The organism is Tenacibaculum sp. M1.3A (genome assembly GCF_057732375.1).
Window position 1 is genome coordinate 210,819 of sequence record NZ_JBYJEF010000003.1, and the last position, 19,601, is coordinate 230,419.

Here is a 19,601-nt window from a genome sequence, read left to right on the forward strand (position 1 = left end):
TTTATCTAAGCTTCAACACTAGCACCGCTAGCCGCTACACTTCTATCTATTTTACGCATAAGACCTTGTAATACTTTACCAGGACCTACCTCTACAAACTCAGTTCCTCCATCAGCAATCATTGCTTGGATACACTGTGTCCATTTTACTGGAGCCGTTAATTGCGCCATTAAATTTTCTTTTATTTCTGTAGGGTTTGTAACTGCTTTTGCAACGACATTTTGATATACCGGACACGTTGGCTCACTAAAAATAGTTTCTTCAATTGCCTTTGCTAATTCTTCGCGAGCAGGCTCCATCATTGGCGAATGAAATGCGCCTCCAACAGGTAAAACCAAAGCTCTACGTGCTCCTTTTTCAGTTAACGCCGCACAAGCTTTTTCTATTGCTTCTACTTCTCCCGAAATTACCAATTGCCCTGGGCAGTTATAATTTGCAGCAACTACAACTCCGTCAATCTCCGCACAAGTATCTTCAACTATTTTATCTTCTAAACCTAAAACAGCTGCCATTGTAGATGGCTTAATCTCACATGCTTTTTGCATAGCTAAAGCACGTTTAGAAACTAATGTTAATCCGTCTTCAAAAGATAAAACTCCGTTTGCTACCAAAGCTGATAACTCTCCTAATGAATGACCCGCAACCATTTCTGGCTTAAAGTCATCACCTAATACTTTTGCTAAAATCACCGAATGTAAAAATATGGCTGGCTGGGTTACTTTTGTTTCTTTTAAAGCTTCTGGCGTACCTTCAAACATTACATCTGTAATACTAAAACCTAGTATATCGTTTGCCTTTTCAAAAAGTTCTTGAGCTAATGGAGATTTTTCATATAAATCTAATCCCATACCTGTAAATTGTGCTCCTTGACCCGGAAAAATATATGCTTTCATCTGTTTTTCTCTAATTTATTATTATTTTTTGATATAATCGATAAAGAAGATTTTGTCTTTTAATTATCGTTTAATATAAGTTGCAAACATACACATTTTTAAAATCATTATTAATTAGTAATTTTGTTCTATGACTGAATATTTAAAAAATAAAGCTCAACTTATCTATTTAATTTTAGCAGCATTATTTATTGCTTCTTTGGTGACTTCTAACTTAATTTTTCAGAAATTTTTTTACTGGGAACCATTTAATTTATATCGTTTTGAAATTTCTGCAGGAATTTTACCGTACCCAATTACTTTTTTAATTACCGATATTTTATCTGAAATTTACGGAAAAAAGAAAGCCAATCAGGTTGTAATCGCCGGTATTTTTGCATCGTTTTTTTCTATGCTAATTATTTTAGTTGCAGATTATACTCCTGCAATTAATAGCTCTCCTATTGATAACAAAACCTTCTCTACTGTATTTGGTTTATCTCCACTAGCTGTTTTAGCATCTATGCTTGCTTATTTATTTGCTCAGTTTGTTGATATTCGAATTTTTCATTATTGGAAAAACTTAACCAACGGAAAACATTTATGGCTACGTAATAACTTCTCTACTTTTCTTTCTCAGTTTATAGACACTTTTACTGTAGTGTTTTTGTTATGTTCTTTTAAAGTACTTCCTTGGAATATTTTTACAAGCTTATTAATTAGCGGATTTTTGTTTAAAGTTATTATAGCTGCCTTTGATACTCCTTTTTTATACCTTATTGTTTTTTGGTTTCGAAAAAAATTCAATTTAAAAGTTGGCCAAGAAATACCTACTTTTGACTCTTAAATTAAATTATGTCTGATAAATTTTTTTATAGAATATTTAAAGAGCAATTATCGCTTTCTGAAACATTAGCAACCTATCTAAATCTTATAACAAATCTTATTCTTTTTATTGTTTTAGGCTTTATTCTTTTTAGAGTAATTAGGTATGTTGGTAGAAAAGCTATCCATAAAATAGCAGATAAAACAGGCACTCAGTTAGACGATATGCTTATTAAAAACAGGGTGTTTTTAAATCTTTCTAGAAGTATTATCCTTATCATTGTATTTAACTTCATAAAAGAACTTTTAGCAGATTTCCCTAATGTATTATCGGCTTCCGAGCGCATTCTTAGTATTGCCATTATATTTTCTGTTGTTTGGTTTTTAAAAAGCGTACTTAATAGTGTAAAAGACTTTTTAAGAACTACAGATGCTTTTAAAGACAAACCTTTAGATAGTTATGTGCAAATTTTTATGATTGCACTCTGGCTTATAAGTATCATCTTATCTTTCTCGGTATTAACAGGAAAACCTCTTATTAAGTTTTTAACTGCATTAGGAGCATTTTCTGCGGTATTACTACTTATTTTTAAAGACACTATTCTTGGTTTTGTTGCAAGTATTCAGGTAGCCGTAAATGATACTGTTAGAATTGGGGATTGGATTACTATGGATAAATATGGCGCTGATGGTGATGTTGTAGAGATTAACTTAACATCGGTTATTATTAGAAATTTTGATAATACCATTTCTAGTATTCCAACCTACTATTTAACATCCGATTCTTTTAAAAACTGGAGAACAATGAGTAACTCTGGCGGAAGAAGAATTAAACGTGCTATATTAATTAAAATAAATAGTATTCGTTTTTTAACGGAATCAGATATCGAAAATTTCAAAAAAATTGATTTAATTACTGATTATATCAATGAAGCAAGTGGTAAGGTAAATGATTACAACACCGAACATAACATTGATAAAACAGTTTTATTAAACGGTAGAAACCTAACTAATTTTGGTTCTTTTAGGGTATATTTAGATCATTACATTCAAAATCATCCTCAAATAAATCAAGAAATGCTATTAATGTCTCGTCAATTAGAACCAACGCCTAACGGAATTCCTTTAGAGATTTATGCTTTTAGTAAAGAAAAAGTATGGGAAGATTACGAACGTGTTATGGCTAATATTTTTGATCATATTTTAGCTTCGGTTAAATATTTCGATTTAGAAATTTTTCAAAATCCATCAAGTATTGACATCCAAAACCTAAGAGATCTTTCGGTTACTAAAAAAGAAAATACTGTACGTGAAAAATAATCAAAGCAATTCTTTATGGCAATTAGCAATCAAAAAATTTAAGCAAAGTAAAATTGGTGTTTTTAGCTTTTTGTTTATCGTTTTGTGCGGATTAACAGCTGTTTTTTGTTACCTGATTGCGCCAGACAATAGCAACGCTGCAAACCAGATGCATTTAGAAATTCACTCTAAATCTCCAGGATTTTCTGTAATGATGCTTAGTATTCCGTCAAAATCAAAAGAACAACAATCTTGGTTTTCTGTTTTTATGGATGGAAAACAGCATTCGCCTACCGAAATACCCATAAAATCATACACCCTAACAGAGAATCAATTAGCAATTTTAAAATATTCCGACGGTTTAGCAAAAACCTATCCGTTATCTTTATTTAAGAATCAACCTACAGCATATATTCAGCAAAAAACCTTTTGGTTTGGTACCGATAAATATGGACGCGATTTATTAAGCAGGTTATTAATCGGAGCAAGAATTTCTTTTTTTATCGGATTTATTGCCGTGTTTATTTCGCTGATAATCGGAATTCCGGTTGGAGCAATCGCGGGTTATTTTGGAGGAAAAGTTGATAATTTTATTATGTGGATTATTAATATTACATGGTCCATACCTACGTTATTATTAGTAATCGCCATCACTTTAGCATTAGGAAAAGGGTTTTGGCAAGTGTTTATTGCTGTTGGTTTAACAATGTGGGTAGAAGTTGCTCGTGTGGTACGCGGACAAGTAATTACCACCAAACAGCAACAATATGTTGAAGCTGCAAAAGCCTTAGGTTTTTCTGATTTCAGAATTATTTTTAAACATATATTACCAAATATTTTAGCACCTATAATTGTAATATCTGCGGCTAATTTTGCTGCGGCAATTTTAATAGAAAGTGGCTTGAGTTTTTTAGGAATCGGTGCGCAACCTCCTACTCCGTCTTGGGGAGCCATGATTAAAAATCATTATAACTATATTATTTTAGGAAAACCATTTTTAGCGTTAATTCCGGGTTTGGCAATTATGAGTTTAGTAATGGCTTTTATGTTGATAGGAAATACACTGCGTGATGCTTTAGATGTAAAATCTTAATTTTAAGACTTCGCTAAAAGTTAATAACTGCACTTACGTTAGGGATTATAGTATTTGTTTGAGCTCTTTTGTGAGGCACGAACAAAAAGCGAGTACGAAAAGCCCGACCCTTGTGGTAACGCTAAAAAATTGAAATTTTGTATCTTCGCTTTTCAAAAAAAATACAAAAATGAGTTTTAGTGTAGAGTTTAAAACAAGATGGTCAGATTTCGACGCCAATATACATATGCGACACACAGCATACAACGATTATGCTGCAGAGGTAAGATTGCGTTTTTTTAAAGAACATAATATTACGATTCAGGATTTCACAAAAGAAAAAACAGGTCCGATTTTATTTGAGGAGAACACCAAATTTTTACGTGAAGTTCATATGGGAACCGATATTTCTGTAAATCTTAAAGTGATTGGGTTATCGAGTAAAGGAGAACGTTGGAAAATACAACATGAAGTTTTTAATGAAGTAGGGAAATTATCGGCAGTAATTACCGTGTACGGAGCTTGGTTAGATTTAGTAAAGAGAAAACTATCGGTGCCTCCAACAAAATTTCAAACAATTTTTGATCAAGTAGAAAAAACGGATGACTTTAAAGAGATTCTGCTAAAAAGTTAATGAGTACTTCTAAAAAAATAAAATTAGCAGTTGCTATTATCGTTTTAATCGTTGGTTATTATTTAAAACCTCAAGAAAATGCTATTGATTTTCCTGCGGATATAGTAATTGAAGATGTAAATGGTTTTAATTATTTACCTAGTTCAACAACAGGTGTTATTATAAAACATGATGGATATCAGTTATCTTATCATGAAGAACACGAACAAGCGGAATGGGTTGCGTATCCTTTAAGTAAAAATGATATTGTATATAATGATTTTAAGCGTCCTTATTTTATTAACGACCCGAAAGTTAAGACAGAATCTGCCAATTGGGGGAGTTATAAAAAATCTGGGTATGATAAAGGGCATTTATGTCCTGCTGCGGATAAACGTTACTCTAAAGAAGCACACGATGAAACTTTTTACACCTCTAATATTTCGCCACAGAAACACGATTTTAATGCTGGTATTTGGAATAGATTAGAGCAAAAAACACGGCATTGGGCTAAAAAGAATCAACATTTATATGTTATAACTGGTGGCGTTTTAAAACCAGGTTTAAAAACTATTGGTAAAAATAAAGTTAGTGTTCCTAACGAATTTTATAAGATACTATTAGATTATACACAACCAGAAATAAAGGCTGTTGCTTTTTTATTTCCTCATGAAGAAAGTAATAAACCTTTATATAAGTTTGTAGTTTCTATTGATGTTTTAGAAGAAAAAACCGGAATCGATTTTTTCCCTAAATTACCAGATGCTATCGAAACAAAACTAGAAGCTTCTAGTAATTATAAAAATTGGAGTTTTAGGTAATTGAATATAACTTTAATAAACTTTATGTGAATTGAGCTATTAAGTATAATAATAAGTAAACACAAAGTTAATCAATTTTAAATTTTTTACATCCTGCATTTGATTCCGTACAAATAATATTTTGCTATTTATTCTTTAAGTCTTCAATATATGCATATTGAAAGCTTAGAAAAATTGTAGTTATAAAACAGAATCCTTAAAGTGAAAAACAAAGTTGTACCATATACAACCTTGTTTTTTAGTTTTTATTAACAGTCAAATCCTGCACAAATCGAATAAGAAGATCCTCCTTGATTTTTACAAGCGAAAGCAGCAGTTTCGGAACTCCCATCAGGTGCGTTTTCAATTAAAACCCCACTTTTGCATCTTACTGCCCAATTACCTTTACCTCCTAATACTTCAACTTGCTCAGATTTACTTAAAACTACACCTAAGTTTGAAATTTTTTTTAACATAATTTAAATTTTTTAAGTTTCTCAAAACTAAACAATTATAAAAATAAAAAAATAAAAAAAACCATAAAATAAGTATGGTAAAACCGTAAAATATTTAATTAATAAGAATTATAAGGTTAAGCACCTTCATTAAAAACTAAAAAATTATTTGATTAAACTTTGTAAGCAAAAAAAATGTACTTTTAAAGTATTAAATAAATTTACATTAATAATGAAATCAACAATATCTCTCTTCTTTTTGTTCACTATTTTAGTTATCAACGCACAATCTAATGACTCGATTAACAAAACACCTAAAGATTTAATAGGTATTAAAATGCCTGAAATATTAAATAAAAGTATCTCAGGAAATACATGGAATGACGATGCTTTAAAAGGGAAGGTAGTTGTTTTAAATTTCTGGTTTATTCGTTGCATGCCTTGTATGAAAGAAATAAAGTACTTGAATAAATTGCAAAAAAAATATAAAAAAGAAAATTTCATCCTCTTATCAATAGCTCCGAATGTTAAACAAGATTTAATTGATTTTAATAGTGATTCCGTTAGCATGTATTCAACAATGCGAAAGGATTTTGCAAAAGCTAAAATCGAATATGAAATTATTCCAGAATGCACAGAGAAAACTTTAAATATTGAAAAAAACATCAAATTTGATTGTAATGAAATTTCATCATTATTTAATATAAGTCGCTACCCAACAACACTTATCATCAATCAAAAGGGAATCGTAGAATATGTAAAAACTGGATTCGGAAATAAATTATCAAAATCGAAGGAAACTTTAGAATATGATCCAGGCTATGAAAAAATCATCGACAAACTATTGCAAAATCCAGCTTATAATACTAAATAAAGTAACTTAATGATAGTTTCTATTAATGTGTTTAATAAAAAAGTAAGTGTTTTTCTTATTAAAACGCGAGATATAATCTATGATTATTAAACAGTTAACCGAAAATGAAGTTTTAAATAATTACAACAACTTTTAAACAACAAAAAAGCTTCTCGTAAATGAGAAGCTTTTTTTAATCTGTACGGGCAAAGAGACTCGAACTCTCACACCTTGCGGCACCAGATCCTAAGTCTGGCGTGTCTACCAATTCCACCACACCCGCATACAAATTTAATTGTGGCTGCAAATATAAACAATACTTGTAAACTACAAAGGAGAAGCACAAAATTTTTATTATTTTTGATGCATACTAAATTACAACACATGAAAAACGTACAAGAATATATTGCACAACATAAAGATAGATTTATAAACGAGCTTATCGATTTATTAAAAATCCCTTCAGTAAGTGCAGATCCAGCCTTTAGCAAAGATGTATTAAACACTGCTGATCTTGTTAAAAACAGTTTAGAAAAAGCGGGATGTGATAAAGTAGAAATTTGCGAAACTCCTGGATATCCTATTATTTATGGTGAAAAAATAATTGACCCAAATTTACCAACCGTTTTGGTGTATGGTCATTACGATGTGCAACCTGCAGATCCTATTGATTTATGGACTTCGCCTCCTTTTGAGCCTGTTATTAAAAAAACAGACATTCACCCTGAAGGTGCAATTTTTGCGCGTGGTGCTTGTGATGACAAAGGACAAATGTACATGCACGTAAAAGCAATGGAATACATGACAAGTACAGGAAACTTACCTTGTAATGTAAAATTCATGATTGAAGGTGAAGAAGAAGTTGGTTCTGAAAGTTTAGCTTGGTTTGTACCAAGAAACAAAGAAAAATTAGCCAACGATGTTATCTTAATTTCTGATACAGGAATGATTGCTAACGATATTCCATCAATCACTACAGGTTTACGTGGTTTAAGTTATGTAGAAGTTGAAGTTACGGGTCCAAATCGCGATTTACACTCAGGTTTATATGGTGGTGCAGTAGCAAACCCAATCAACATTTTAACAAAAATGATTGCTTCATTACATGATGAAAATAACCATATTACTATTCCTAGTTTTTATGACAATGTAGAAGAATTATCTCGTGAAGAGCGTGATGAAATGGCAAAAGCACCTTTTTCTTTAGATAAATATAAAGATGCTTTAAAGATTGAAGATGTACATGGTGAAGCTGGTTATACAACCAACGAACGCAATTCTATTCGCCCTACTTTAGATGTAAACGGAATTTGGGGAGGTTATACCGGTGAAGGTGCAAAAACAGTAATTGCAAGTAAAGCTTATGCTAAAATATCAATGCGATTAGTGCCAAATCAAGAATGGAGAGCAATTACCGAATTGTTTAAAAATCATTTCGAAAGCATTGCTCCGAAATCTGTAAGCGTAAAAGTTACGCCGCATCACGGTGGGCAAGGTTATGTTACACCTATCGATAACATCGCTTACAAAGCGGCTAGCAAAGCGTATACCGAAACTTTCGGAAAAACACCAATTCCACAGCGTAGCGGAGGAAGTATTCCTATCGTTGCTTTATTTGAGCAAGAACTAAAAAGTAAAACTATTTTAATGGGATTCGGATTAGATTCGGATGCAATTCACTCACCAAACGAGCATTTTGGAGTATGGAATTACCTTAAAGGAATTGAAACAATTCCTCATTTTTATAAATATTTTACAGAGTTATCTAAATAAATATCACTTTGAGTGCAGTTGTAAAGTTTTAAAAGTTCTCGACTTCGCTCGAACAGACATTATCATCATAAACAAAATCCGTTCGGCAATGAGCGGATTTTTTTTATGCTTGTCATTTCGAGTGATTTTATTGAAGTATGAAATAAAATTGTATCCAGAAATTGGGCGTTCCGTAATTATTTTAAGAATAATTACGGCAGGCTTTTCTCTATATCTTTTTTACCAAAACTTCAACTCAATACTATTTTTAGTACGTTTTTTACTTACACCAAACCCGCTACTCACTGATAAAATCTGTAAAAAAGGATGCCGTTTCAATCCTTAACGCAAACAGAGCTATCCATTTTAAAATCAATATCAATGCAAATATTACAACTCTACACTTGTAGAATTAAAATATTTACTCTATGTTTGTAGAGCAATAAAGAAATATACTATGCAATTATCAAAATCTGAAGAACAAGTAATGCAATTATTATGGAAACTAGAAAAGGCTTTTATGAAAGATTTATTAGCGGAGTTTCCAGAACCTAAGCCAGCAACAACAACTGTGGCTACTTTATTAAAAAGGATGAACGACAAAGGTTTTATTGCATATAATTTATTCGGAAAGTCTAGAGAATATTATCCGTTAGTTAAAAAAACAGATTATTTCTCGAAGCACGTAAACGGATTGATAAAAAATTTCTTTAATGATTCTGCTAGTCAGTTTGCTTCTTTCTTTACCAAAGAAACTGATTTATCTGTTTCTGAATTAGAAAGCCTAAAAAAAATTATCGATAGTCAAATTAAAAAACAACAATAATGATTAGTTATTTCATAAAATCTGGAATTTGCTTAACGCTACTGCTGCTTTTTTATCATTTGGTATTAGAGAAAGAAAAAATGCACAAATTCAATCGTTTTTATTTGTTAGGCAGTGTGTTATTTTCATTTTTAGCGCCGTTATTTATAATTTACACAAAAGTTGCTCCTTTACAAATTATAGAAACTGCGCAACTGACAACACAGCAATCTATTGTTTTTGAAACACCTGTTAATTATTTTAATTACTTCATATACTTCTCAATTTTTATATCGATGATTTTATTAATTCGGTTTATAAAAAATGTAGTTGCTATTTATCAGAAAACAAGAAAAAACACAACGACAAAACATCAAAAAGCAACGTTGGTTTTAGTTGATGATGAAATAAGTCCGTATACATTTTGGAATTACATTTTCATCAATAAAGCAGCATATAATTCGCAGAAAATTGAAAAAGAATTATTCACGCACGAACTTACGCATGCTACACAAAAACACACTTTTGATGTGTTGCTTATTGAGGTTTTAAAAATCGTTTTTTGGTTTAACCCTATTTTTTACTTCTTAAAAAAAACAATACAATTAAATCACGAATTTTTAGCAGACACAAAAGTGGTTACTAATCATAAAAACATTTCTGAGTATCAATATTTATTATTGCAAAAAACAGCTTGGAACAACGATTATTACTTGGCCAGTAATTTGAATTATTTATTAACTAAAAAAAGATTACTAATGATGACAAAACAAAGTTCACCAACCCGAATCTTATTAAAAAAACTGGCTGTAATACCAGTTACGTTAGGATTCTTATTCTTGTTTGCCGAAAGAGTTGAAGCACAAGAAACAATTACTGAAGAAATTACAAAAGAGGTTCCTTTAAAAAACGAGTTTAAAATTGAAGAGATAACAATTAAAGAGACTCCGAAGAAAAAATATATAGACGCACCTATTAAAAGAGGATCTTCAAAACAAAGTATTGCTTCAGAATCAGTTTTAGATGATATTAATCTGAAATTAGAAAATGCAAATGCTCTTAAGTTGAGTATACAGAATAAAGATACCATTTTACCGCCTCCGCCACCAAGGCCTGCAAGTATAAAAGTAATTAAAAAAGGTGAAAAATCTAATATTCCACCGCCACCTGCCCCAATGGTAAAGAAAGGTGAGGTTTCGAACATTCCTCCTCCACCTCCACCAGTTAGTGCAAAAGAATTGGTATTTAAACATCCAAACGCAACTTTTTATTTTGATGGCAAGAAGGTTTCTCATAAAGAAGTCCTTAAATTAGTAAAGAATAAGAAAGGATTAAATGTATCAACTCAAAATAATGATACAAAAAAAACAATATTGTTTACAAGTAAAGACAATAAGAATAAAGGTTGGATAAAGGTTAACAATCAAACCATATATTATATAAAAAAAGAAGGAGAAACTTTATACTTTAATCGTTGGGGAAAACAAGTTGACAATAAAGGGAAAGAGTTAAAACAAACAGTTAATATTGATAAAATAAAAAACTTAAGTAATAAAGAAATCTCTGAATTAAAATACGATACAGCCAATAAAGATGTAACCTATTATTTAGATAAAAAAGTAATCAGTAAAACAGAATTAAATAAACTTGATCCAAAACAAATTGACCAAATGAATGTCATAAAAAACAAAGATGGGTCTAGAAAAATTTATATAACTACTAAAAACTAAGATAGCTATCTTAGTTTATGTTAAAAGCCTCTAAATTGAGGCTTTTTTTGTAACATTTATTTAAAAGTGTCGTTCTTATAGTATACACTTATTTTTATGTTAAAACAGTTTTTCCTTATTTGTTCGGGAGTAGATTTAAAGTTAATTAAAGATTGCGCTAACGGAGAGCAAAACAAATATGCAGGTATTGGTGCTACTGTTTTTTTTACAGCGTTAATGGCAACAATTGCTTGTAGCTATGCTTTATTTACTGTTTTCGATAACATATACTCAGCTATCTTTTTTGGCTTTTTTTGGGGATTATTAATCTTTAATTTAGATAGGTTTATTGTTTCAACCATCAAAAAAAGAGATTCAAAACGTCAAGAAATAATACAGGTAATTCCGCGGTTACTTTTAGCATTTATTATTGCCGTGGTAATTTCAAAACCATTAGAATTAAAGATTTTCGAAAAAGAAATAAATCAAGTTTTGCTTACCGAGAAAAACAAAATGACATTAGCTAATAAATCTCAAATTGCACAACAATTTACACCCGAAATAAAAGATATCAGTTCTGAAATTGACGTTTTAAAAAATGAAGTTCTTACAAAAACAGACGAAACAGAAGCTTTGTATGAAACTTATATTGCAGAAGCTGAAGGTACAAAAGGAACCAAACGCTTAGGAAAAGGCCCTGTGTATAAAGAAAAAAGAGCCAAACACGATGCTGCTTTAGCTGAATTACAACTACTAAAAGAGCAAAACAATAATAAAATTAAAGCGAAAGAGCTAGCGATCGTTAACTTACAAGAAAATCAGAAATTAGCGGAAACGAAAACACAACCCATAATTTCTAATTTCGACGGATTAATGGCGCGTATTGAAGCCTTAAATAAACTACCTTGGTTACCTTCATTCTTTATTTTCTTATTGTTTTTAGCTATTGAAACTGCACCTATTTTTTCGAAACTCATCAGCTCTAAAGGAGAATATGATTATAAACTCGAAAATCAGGAATCAATTATAAAAACGTGGATTCAACAACAAGTACAGCAACGAGAAGCTATTTTAAAAACTGATATTGACATCAACAATAAAGTATATTCCGATTTAAAAACAGAGGAGGAATTATACAATTACAAACAAAAAATGGCGCGTAATCTCATGAAACTTCAAGCAGATACTTTTTACAAAAACGAACAAAATATTTTATAAAATTATTGCTTTAGAGCTTTTAACTTTGCCAATAGCAAAAGTACTATAGGTGCTCTCTATATGTTTTAATGCGGTTAATTTATTAACCATAAAATCACGATATTCATTCATATCTTTTACATATATTTTTAAAATATAATCGTAATTACCACTCACATGAAAACACTCTGTTACTTCTTCTAACTTCGTGATTTCTTTTTCAAAAACAACAATATTTTCTTTAGCATGCTTCTCTAATTTTAAATGACAGAATGCTAAAAACGATTTCTCAATTTTTTCTTTATCTACTATTGCTACGTATTGTGTTATTACACCTTCTCTTTCTAGCTTTTTTATACGCTCATAAATAGCCGTAACCGACAAACCCAAGAACAGAGACAGCTGTTTTGTTGTCTGCTTGCTATCTTTTTGAAGTAATACTAAAAGTTTCTTATCTATTTCGTCTAGTTTCATCTGAATATTATATTGGTATTTTAAAGGATAAAGTTAAAAATTTAATTTTAAAAACTAATATAATCCTATTTTATAGTAAAATAATCTATAATTGAATTTTTATCTTTTTTTAAAAACAAAAAAACTAGTGTTTTGTAATTTAAATAACATGTTATGAATTTTAATATAACAAAACTCATAGCCTAAAGAGAATTTACACTCTATTTTTAATTATGAATGAAGTAATCGCTTTTGGAATTTTATCATTTACATCTTTTTTTACGTTGATAAATCCTTTTGGCACCATGCCTATTTTTATGACTATGACTGCTGATTTAGATCAGAATCATAGAACAAAAACTGCAAAAAAAGCATCGATAGTTAGTTTCATAACTATTTTAATTTTTGCTTTTTCTGGTCAATTATTATTTAACTTTTTTGGAATTTCAGTTAATAGCTTTAGAATTGTAGGTGGTGTAATTTTCTTTTTAATGGGAATGGATATGCTACATGCAAGATTAGGTAAAGTAAAATTAAAGGATCCTGAAGTAAAAAATTATGTAAATGATATCTCTGTAACTCCTTTAGCAATTCCGATGATTTGTGGCCCTGGAGCTCTAACAAATGCAATTGTTATGATGGAAGATGCTGATTCTATTGAGAAAAAAATAGCGCTAATTTTTACTGCTTTCTTAGTTATTTTGCTAACTTATATAATACTTTATAGCTCTTCAAAAATTATAAAAATACTTGGCCAAACTGGTATTAATGTTATGATGCGTTTAATGGGATTAATTGTTATGGTTATTGCTGTAGAGTTTTTCTTTAGCGGATTAAAACCAATATTGTTAGACATTTTTAGCGCGCTTTAAACTCCCCAAAATCGTTTTAAAAACTCGTTTAAGTCTTTTTTAGAAGGTGGATTTCCTGAAAACGGAACCATATCCCAGCGACTTCCATCTTTTTTTAATTCAAACTTAAATACTGATGTTGTAAAATCTTTAGGATTTAATAACGGGTAGCGTAAATCTAAATATTCTACGTTTTCTGACGAATCTATTGGTACTAAATTGTAATAACCATTACTAAACCAAGTTAGCGTTTTTATATCTGGATGATTTACATCTAACAATTTTCTGTTTTTAGGAATCGTTAGTATTGTATCTACTGTTGCTTTGGTGTCAAATAATGAGTAGAACCCTATTTTATAATTCATCTCTGTTTCTGCGACTCCGTACCACAAAACATTGTTAAATATTGTTGGTTGTGTAGAAAATCTGCTATAAGAAATACCTGCTTTATCAAATGATTTTTTAAACACCCTATCTATATAAATCTTATTTATCAAAGTAAATATCATATAAGCCGAACTAATATAAATACCTGCTTTCACCCAAGCTGCTCTTCTTGTTCTTTTTCGATTATAAAACATCGCAACAACTAAACATATTAAAAACGGCAATGTGTATAAAGGATCTACCACCGAAATATTATTAAAAGCAACTCTATAATCAGAAAAAGGCAAAAACAATTGTGTACCGTAAGGTGTAAAACTATCTAATATAGGATGCGTGAAAATCGCTAAAAAATAAAGCCAAATCCAATTTTTCAATGTCGTTGTTTCACTACGTTTGCCTTTATTGTATAATTTAAAAGTTATCCATCCGAAGAGAAAAGACCCTAAAACAGCAAATAACATTGAATGCATAAACCCTCGGTGAAAAGCCATAACATCAATTTCATTACCATACAACCATCCGCCAATAAACACATCTAAATCGGATATTGTACCACCTATTGCGCCAAACAATAATGCTTTATTTCCAATCTTTTTACCAAGCACTAATTCGCCACAAGCAGCACCTAAAACAATCTGAGTTAATGAATCCATATAAAGCAAATGTAGTAAACGAATTCTACTTGTATAATTCTATACAAAATCGTAACATTACAAACCGAAAAAAAGATACAATGCAAGACGATAAAAACTTATCTGAAATTAATATAGAAGATCAAAAAATTATTGATAATAAAGAGCTAAATATTTGGGAAGCTTTAATTCCTGTAATTATTTTAATGAGCTTGTTGGCATATAATATTTTTTATGCAGACGGAGCTTGGCTAGGAGATTATTCTAATCAATATATTTTATTAATAGGAGGATTCGTTGCTGCTGGTGTTGGTTTTTTCAATAAAGTATCACTAAAAACAATGATTGCCGAAGTTTTAGAAAACTGGAAAAGTGTTTTTGTGCCTATTATGATTTTATTTTTAGTTGGGGCTTTAGCAGGAACTTGGTTGGTAAGTGGAATTATACCTGCCATGGTTTATTACGGATTGCAAGTATTGAGTCCTGAAATATTTTTACCTGCATCGGTAATAATTGCAGCAATTATATCGGTAGCTACAGGAAGTTCTTGGACCACCTCAGCAACCGTAGGTATTGCATTGGTAGGAATTGGTAGTGCATTAGGAATTCCGACAGGAATGATTGCTGGTGCTGTAATTTCTGGAGCTTATTTTGGTGATAAAATGTCGCCACTTTCTGACACTACAAATTTAGCACCTGCAATGGCTGGCACCGATTTATTTACACACATAAAATACATGGCATACACCACAGTGCCAACGATTATAATTACACTTATTGTTTTTGCTATTTTAAGCGCAACAATTGATACTACCGGAAGTACAGATATAAGTAACTTATTAGGTAGTATAAAAAATACGTTTCATATTTCGCCGGTATTATTTATTGTTCCTGCTGTAGTTATTGCCATGATTTTATTAAAAACAAAACCATTAGTTGCTTTAGGTACTGGAGTTGTATTAGCAGCTGTTTTTGCTTTTATTTTTCAAGGTGATGTGTTAGATGCTTTATCTGAATCTAGATATCAATCGGTTTTAAATGCGGTTTTAACAGATACTCAAGTACAAACGGATAATGAAAAATTAACCGAATTATTTAGCGCAGGTGGTGTTGTAGGAATGCTTTGGACCATCTTACTTATTATATGTGCTATGGTTTTTGGAGGTGTTATGGATGCTATTGGTGCCTTAGCAAAACTTACAAAAGAATTATTAGCTATTGCAACTTCTGTATTCGGATTATTTGCAAGTACTGTTATTAGCTGTTTAGGGTTAAATATTATTGCTTCAGATCAATATTTAGCGTTGGTAATTCCTGGTAAAATGTTTAAACAAGCTTATGAAGACAAAGGTTTAGCACCTGAAAATTTAAGTAGAACTTTAGAAGATTCAGGAACCGTAACTTCTGTATTAATTCCTTGGAATACCTGTGGTGCGTATCAAGCCGGTGTTTTAGGTGTTGGTGTTGGTGAATACGCTTTATATGCCATATTTAATTACTTAAGTCCGTTTATGACTTTGTTATTTGCTGCCTTTAGAATTAAAATCAGACAAATTGCTAAAAAATAAATACGTTATTACGAAGAATTTTTATTCCGAAGTAATCTTATAATCAAAAAACTATATTTTTATAGATTCCGTCACTTTGTTCAGAATGACGGATTTTTTTTTATATGATAGAAAAAGCTACCATAAACGATAGGGATTTATTAAACAATATTGCCTTAACCTCTAAAGCGCATTGGGGCTATTCTAACGAATTAATAGAAAGTTGGCGAAGTGATTTAACTGTTACATCAAAAATGATAAAGGATGTATTCGTTTATAAATTCCTTCAAAATGATAAAATTGCAGGCTTTTATATTTTAAATCAACCAATAGAAAATAATATTGAATTAGAAATGCTGTTTATTCTTCCTGAATTTATTGGAAAAGGAATTGGTAAAAAACTATTATTACATGCTTTTGAAAAGGCAAACAAACTACATGCGAACAAGCTAACTTTATTAGCAGACCCAAATGCGGTGGATTTCTACGAAAGTCAAGGATTTGTAATAATTGATAAAAAAGAAAGTACTATTCCGAATCGGTTTTTACCGATAATGCAGAAAGATTTAACAGCATAGATACTATTAAAAGCAACCAAGGTAATCCGTGTAATAAAACATCAAACCAATCTTTAGATTGCATTGCTTGTTCACCTGAAAAAGCATTTCCCCCTAAAATCCATTTTAGTTTACCAACAATATGTGGCGGATTAAAAGGAGCCAATCCTAAGGTTAAACTAGCTATTAAAAATAGTTTCCAATTATTTTTTAATTGATTTTTCATACTCATCTATCAATTATAATTTATCTGCCATATTATGGCTATATAAACCAATTCCAAACAATTCCAAAACGAATAACAAAATCACGGTACGGATTATTTGGTGCCGATAAATAATTCTTTTTTAAGAAGAAAGAACTCACATTGTCTGCCTTAAAGTAAATACGCGTTCTGCGCACTCTTGCGTTAAAAAACACATCAACCGTAGGATAACCAATTTCAGTATCATTTTGCAGCCTGAATTCAGCTAATAACGGATTATAAGCATTGGCTTTATATTCTGAAAAATAATTTAACGTAGTTCCTATTTGCACATATAAAGGATCTCCTTTAAACCAACTATCAGAATAATACAAGGTATTTCTTGTTACAATTTCCGGAACTCTAAATACGTCATTACCATTTGCTACTTTTTGATACATTACCGTATTATCTAAAGCAAATTTCCCGAAAGTAAATTCTTTGGCTACTTTTGCTTTTAAATAGTTAACACTTCCCGAAAATTGTGTAGGAGAACTTGTTTCATCAAAATAAGTGTAATTATCAATATTTGTAATATCTACAGATGCATTTCCCCATTTAGATTCAAACACACCGCCTAATGTTCTTGTTCCTACAGATGCAAAATCGTTTTCCCAATTATAGTCATTATAACTACTTTGGTGTAGTAAAAAGTTAAAATTTGGTAATTTGTTACTTATTTCTAAATGCGCTTTTATCGTAAATAAACTATCTTTTTTATAAAAGGCTTCAGCTTTTATATCGTTTCCTGAAAGTCTTGCGCTACCTGGCGTTAAATTACCAGATGCATTTATATAGAAGTTTTTTATTTTTCCGTTCCAATTTGCTCCGAAAGAAACTGCTTTCCCTATCAATTTATTCTTAGTGATTCCCACTAAATTATTCTGCAAATTTTCATAACCGTAACTATACGAGGTATACCCTGTTTTTACGCGGAACTTTCCCAATATATATTTAGAATTAAAATCTAAAAAAACCTCATTATTGTATAGTAAATAACTGGCTTTATCATTTACGCTTCCTGATGTGTTAGCGTCTCCGAAATAAGATGGCGTTGCAGTTGACTGGTTAAAACGATAATATTTAGAATCTCTAGTAAAAGAATGCCCTATTTTTAAATTCGAAAAATCATTTTCATGCAAGCTATCTTTTGCTGATAGCAACTTAAAGGTATGTTCTAAATACAAACGTTTTCCTTCTAATGTATTTTCGGCATCATTTAAGTTAACATCTAACCGACCTCTATTGGCACTAAAATTAGGGTCATCGTTTAGAAAAGCTTCTAAAGAAGTAGCTGTTAAACCTCCGTTTTCTTGATTAAAAATATCCTGATTAACCGCCTGCCCTTTTATAGCATATTGCCCTTTAGGAGTTTCATATTTAAAACTCATTCTAAAATTACCTGAACTTGCCAATGCGCGCCTGTATGTACCTAACGAACGAAGACCTTTGTATGACAAGCCTACATTAAATCGTTTTGAAAAATTTGTGGTAAATAAGATGTCTAAAACTTGTCCTTGCTCTAATCCTGTTCTGTATAAAACTTCGGTTGTTGGCGTTGGCACATGGTAATAATCTACATCTTCTTTTTCGAAATAATTAAACTGCTTTGCTCGAAAACCAATATCAGGAAACTGAGAAATATCTTTAAAACTATATCCTAAATTATTAAATGTTTGCCCTTGGTTATGAAACGGTAATAACTCGAAATTATCCTTTCGCAAAAAATTAAACTTATAATGCTTCTTTAACGTTAGCGTAGTATCTACAATTGTAGTATCGTTTTTAAAAGAGATTATTTTATAATCGGTGTACTTTGTTTTACCGCTAAGTTTAACTGTGATTTCATTATTAGAAATTGAATCTCGGTTTTGATTTTGGTTTAACCCTCGATTAAAACCTCCTAAACCTTCATCTAACTGTCTTATTTGACAAAAAAGAAGCTGAATACTCATCAAGCAAAAAAACACTAAAAAACTTTTCTTCATAATGACAAAAGTAAAATAATTAAACGACAAAAATCGCGAATAATTTCTTTGAAAACTGTTAATTTGTAATATGTTGAAATTAAATTATAGCGGACATATTTTAGAAGCAGGAACAGATGAAGCCGGTAGAGGATGTTTGTCTGGTCCCGTTGTTGCAGCGGCTGTTATTTTGCCTGAAAATTTTCATCATGATTTACTAAATGACTCTAAGCAAATTTCAGAAAAAAAACGTCGTGAATTACGACCGTATATAGAAGAACATGCCTTAGCCTTTGGCGTTGCTTTTGTAGATCATAAAGAAGTAGATGAAATAAATGTTTTACAAGCATCTATAACTGGTATGCAGCGTTCTATCGAGCAACTTTCTCCGCAACCAGCGTTTATTATTGTTGATGGTAATAAGTTTAAACCTTATAAAGAAATTCCGCACGAAACAATTGTAAAAGGTGATGCTAAATTTATGAGTATTGCAGCAGCATCTGTATTAGCAAAAACATATAGAGATGAATATATGGAAAAAATTCATCAAGAATATCCGCAATATAATTGGAGAAAAAACAAGGGCTACCCTACAAAAGAACATCGAAACGCTATTCGTGAGTTTGGACCAACTCCTTATCACCGAATGACTTTTAAATTACTTCCTGAACAATTTAAATTAAAACTTTAGTTTCTCTATTTTTGTCTTTC

At 30.8% G+C, this 19,601-nt stretch carries 20 protein-coding genes and 1 tRNA gene; 14 read left to right on the forward strand and 7 right to left on the reverse strand.

Going from position 1 to position 19,601, the window contains the following annotated elements:
- Positions 1-5 precede the first annotated feature (5 nt).
- Positions 6-893, reverse strand: a complete 888-nt coding sequence (gene fabD / locus AC28QF_RS06395) for an ACP S-malonyltransferase (RefSeq protein WP_488201106.1) — start codon at positions 891-893, stop codon at positions 6-8.
- Positions 894-1,023: 130 nt separating this feature from the next.
- Here fabD and AC28QF_RS06400 point away from each other — a divergent pair, with 130 nt between their 5' ends.
- The 5 genes from AC28QF_RS06400 (at position 1,024) to AC28QF_RS06420 (ending at position 5,502) form a co-directional block, all read left to right on the forward strand.
- Entirely contained in the window at positions 1,024-1,719 is a 696-nt protein-coding gene (locus AC28QF_RS06400; protein ID WP_488201105.1) for a queuosine precursor transporter, read from the forward strand.
- Positions 1,720-1,727: 8 nt separating this feature from the next.
- Positions 1,728-3,017, forward strand: coding sequence for a mechanosensitive ion channel family protein (locus AC28QF_RS06405; protein ID WP_488201104.1), 1,290 nt, complete (start codon positions 1,728-1,730; stop codon positions 3,015-3,017).
- The gene (locus AC28QF_RS06410) at positions 3,007-4,089 is read left to right on the forward strand and encodes an ABC transporter permease (protein ID WP_488201103.1); all 1,083 of its coding nucleotides are present in this window, start codon (positions 3,007-3,009) and stop codon (positions 4,087-4,089) included. The genes AC28QF_RS06405 and AC28QF_RS06410 overlap by 11 nt, the downstream gene beginning before the upstream one ends.
- Positions 4,090-4,258: 169 nt before the next feature.
- Positions 4,259-4,702: an acyl-CoA thioesterase gene (locus AC28QF_RS06415; protein WP_488201102.1), complete on the forward strand. Its 444-nt coding sequence runs from the start codon at positions 4,259-4,261 to the stop codon at positions 4,700-4,702.
- Positions 4,702-5,502, forward strand: coding sequence for a DNA/RNA non-specific endonuclease (locus tag AC28QF_RS06420; protein WP_488201101.1), 801 nt, complete (start codon positions 4,702-4,704; stop codon positions 5,500-5,502). The genes AC28QF_RS06415 and AC28QF_RS06420 overlap by 1 nt, the downstream gene beginning before the upstream one ends.
- A 248-nt stretch (positions 5,503-5,750) precedes the next feature.
- On the opposite strand, the gene AC28QF_RS06425 is transcribed toward AC28QF_RS06420, so the two are convergent.
- Positions 5,751-5,957, reverse strand: a complete 207-nt coding sequence (locus tag AC28QF_RS06425; RefSeq protein ID WP_488201100.1) for a hypothetical protein — start codon at positions 5,955-5,957, stop codon at positions 5,751-5,753.
- A 211-nt stretch (positions 5,958-6,168) separates the two neighbouring features.
- On the opposite strand from AC28QF_RS06425, the gene AC28QF_RS06430 reads away from it, so the two are divergent.
- Positions 6,169-6,810, forward strand: a complete 642-nt coding sequence (locus AC28QF_RS06430) for a TlpA family protein disulfide reductase (RefSeq protein ID WP_488201099.1) — start codon at positions 6,169-6,171, stop codon at positions 6,808-6,810.
- A gap of 180 nt (positions 6,811-6,990) precedes the next feature.
- On the opposite strand, the gene AC28QF_RS06435 is transcribed toward AC28QF_RS06430, so the two are convergent.
- Positions 6,991-7,072: transfer RNA gene (locus AC28QF_RS06435), tRNA-Leu, on the reverse strand.
- 101 nt (positions 7,073-7,173) lie between these two features.
- Between AC28QF_RS06435 and AC28QF_RS06440 the strand changes: the two genes are divergently transcribed.
- From AC28QF_RS06440 to AC28QF_RS06455, 4 genes are all read left to right on the forward strand, one after another.
- Entirely contained in the window at positions 7,174-8,562 is a 1,389-nt protein-coding gene (locus AC28QF_RS06440; protein ID WP_488201098.1) for a dipeptidase, read from the forward strand.
- A gap of 436 nt (positions 8,563-8,998) precedes the next feature.
- The gene (locus AC28QF_RS06445) at positions 8,999-9,367 is read left to right on the forward strand and encodes a BlaI/MecI/CopY family transcriptional regulator (protein ID WP_488201097.1); all 369 of its coding nucleotides are present in this window, start codon (positions 8,999-9,001) and stop codon (positions 9,365-9,367) included.
- Entirely contained in the window at positions 9,367-11,076 is a 1,710-nt protein-coding gene (locus tag AC28QF_RS06450; RefSeq protein ID WP_488201096.1) for a M56 family metallopeptidase, read from the forward strand. Before AC28QF_RS06445 ends, AC28QF_RS06450 begins: the two co-directional genes overlap by 1 nt.
- 96 nt (positions 11,077-11,172) lie before the next feature.
- Entirely contained in the window at positions 11,173-12,273 is a 1,101-nt protein-coding gene (locus AC28QF_RS06455) for a DUF4407 domain-containing protein (RefSeq protein WP_488201095.1), read from the forward strand.
- Here the strand turns inward: AC28QF_RS06455 and AC28QF_RS06460 are convergent.
- Positions 12,268-12,726, reverse strand: a complete 459-nt coding sequence (locus AC28QF_RS06460; protein ID WP_488201094.1) for an Lrp/AsnC family transcriptional regulator — start codon at positions 12,724-12,726, stop codon at positions 12,268-12,270. The two genes, AC28QF_RS06455 and AC28QF_RS06460, sit on opposite strands and share 6 nt — an antisense overlap.
- A gap of 212 nt (positions 12,727-12,938) precedes the next feature.
- Between AC28QF_RS06460 and AC28QF_RS06465 the strand changes: the two genes are divergently transcribed.
- Entirely contained in the window at positions 12,939-13,577 is a 639-nt protein-coding gene (locus tag AC28QF_RS06465) for a MarC family protein (RefSeq protein ID WP_488201093.1), read from the forward strand.
- Here AC28QF_RS06465 and AC28QF_RS06470 read toward each other — a convergent pair.
- Positions 13,574-14,596, reverse strand: a complete 1,023-nt coding sequence (locus tag AC28QF_RS06470; protein ID WP_488201092.1) for a metal-dependent hydrolase — start codon at positions 14,594-14,596, stop codon at positions 13,574-13,576. The two genes, AC28QF_RS06465 and AC28QF_RS06470, sit on opposite strands and share 4 nt — an antisense overlap.
- An 80-nt stretch (positions 14,597-14,676) precedes the next feature.
- On the opposite strand from AC28QF_RS06470, the gene nhaC reads away from it, so the two are divergent.
- Positions 14,677-16,143 carry a Na+/H+ antiporter NhaC gene (nhaC, locus tag AC28QF_RS06475; protein ID WP_488201240.1) on the forward strand — a complete coding sequence of 489 codons (1,467 nt, stop codon included), beginning with the start codon at positions 14,677-14,679 and terminating at the stop codon, positions 16,141-16,143.
- Between the two features lie 104 nt (positions 16,144-16,247).
- Positions 16,248-16,700 (forward strand): GNAT family N-acetyltransferase, encoded by a 453-nt coding sequence (locus tag AC28QF_RS06480; RefSeq protein ID WP_488201091.1) that lies wholly within the window; start codon positions 16,248-16,250, stop codon positions 16,698-16,700.
- Here the strand turns inward: AC28QF_RS06480 and AC28QF_RS06485 are convergent.
- Positions 16,651-16,905, reverse strand: coding sequence for a hypothetical protein (locus tag AC28QF_RS06485; RefSeq protein WP_488201090.1), 255 nt, complete (start codon positions 16,903-16,905; stop codon positions 16,651-16,653). The genes AC28QF_RS06480 and AC28QF_RS06485 overlap by 50 nt on opposite strands.
- Positions 16,906-16,943: 38 nt before the next feature.
- Positions 16,944-18,911, reverse strand: a complete 1,968-nt coding sequence (locus tag AC28QF_RS06490) for a putative porin (protein ID WP_488202413.1) — start codon at positions 18,909-18,911, stop codon at positions 16,944-16,946.
- Positions 18,912-18,981: 70 nt separating this feature from the next.
- Between AC28QF_RS06490 and rnhB the strand changes: the two genes are divergently transcribed.
- Positions 18,982-19,581, forward strand: a complete 600-nt coding sequence (gene rnhB, locus AC28QF_RS06495; RefSeq protein WP_488201088.1) for a ribonuclease HII — start codon at positions 18,982-18,984, stop codon at positions 19,579-19,581.
- Positions 19,582-19,601 lie beyond the last annotated feature (20 nt).